We start from the raw sequence: 1,041 nt of genomic DNA on the forward strand, positions 1-1,041 counted from the left end.
CGCGCGAAACTACTTCGCCGTCGTCGCCATTGCCGCCACTCTGCTCTGGATAAGGTAACTGTCCACACGGCCTAGTGAATCTCGGCCGAGCGCTTCAGCGCTTCCTTCAGCTTCTCGAGCGAGAAGTCCGGGCTGCGTGCGATCTCGAGGATCGGCGTTTCGCGACGCGCGCAGAGTTCGGCAGCATCCGGCAGCTTGGCGGCGACATCGATCGGGATCACGATCGCGCCGTGGCTGTCGGCATGGATAAGATCGTCGGAGCGCACGGTCATGCCGGCAACCCGCACCTCGCCGCCGAAGCTCTCGGCATGCACCCAGGCATGCGACGGGCCGATCGATCCTGCGAGCGCCTGGAAGCCCGGCGCCCATTGCGGGATGTCGCGGATCGAGCCGTCGGTGATCACGCCGAGACAGCCGAGCGCCTTATGCACGTTGCTCTGCACCTCGCCCCAGAACGCGCCATAGCCGACATCGGCGCCATCGATATCCTGGATCACGGCGATGCGCGGACCAAAGCCGGTGCCGACATATTCGTAATATTCGATGCGGCGCTTGGCCTGCTCGGCTGCCGGCAGACCGGATTGAAGGACGGAACGGATCGTGACCGTGCGGGCATAGCCGACGATCGGCGGCAGGTCCGGAAACGGGCAGACCAGCGGCTTGGTGGTGTAGCCGATCAACCGCCGTTCCGGGGCGACGATCTCCATCGCGTTGCAGATCGTCGGCGTGTCATAGCGCGCCAAGGCTTCGAGCACGGACGCGGACAGCGGGGCGGCGACGGCTTTATTCACGGCGTTTCTCCTGGCAAATGGACGCTTCTTGGCGAGACGATCTTGGCCCATGCCTATAGCCGAGATCGGCCGTGAACCCAACCAAGCTTCCGCTCATGGCTGATATTTGGGGGAAGCCAACTCTCGCCCCTCACGGTGAGGAGGCGCGTCTTCGCGCCGTCTCGAACCATGAGGGTCTAGGCCGTGTGGACAGTTACCTTATCCAGAGCAGAGTGGCGGCAATGGCGACGACGGCGAAGTAGTTTCGCGC

1 protein-coding gene is annotated in these 1,041 nt (G+C 64.0%); it reads right to left on the reverse strand.

The window, feature by feature from the left end; translation table 11 throughout:
• Nucleotides 1-71: 71 nt before the first annotated feature.
• Nucleotides 72-842: an RraA family protein gene (locus AAFX91_RS41920; protein ID WP_394570379.1), complete on the reverse strand. Its 771-nt coding sequence runs from the start codon at nucleotides 840-842 to the stop codon at nucleotides 72-74.
• Between the last annotated feature and the right edge of the window lie 199 nt (nucleotides 843-1,041).

The sequence above is a fragment of the Bradyrhizobium sp. 31Argb genome (genome assembly GCF_043638955.1).
Lineage (GTDB): Bacteria > Pseudomonadota > Alphaproteobacteria > Rhizobiales > Xanthobacteraceae > Bradyrhizobium.

Bases quoted from the DNA above. Each gene is read 5' to 3' on its own strand.
- AAFX91_RS41920 (WP_394570379.1), bottom strand. From the start codon at position 842: ATGGGCCAAGATCGTCTCGCCAAGAAGCGTCCATTTGCCAGGAGAAAC.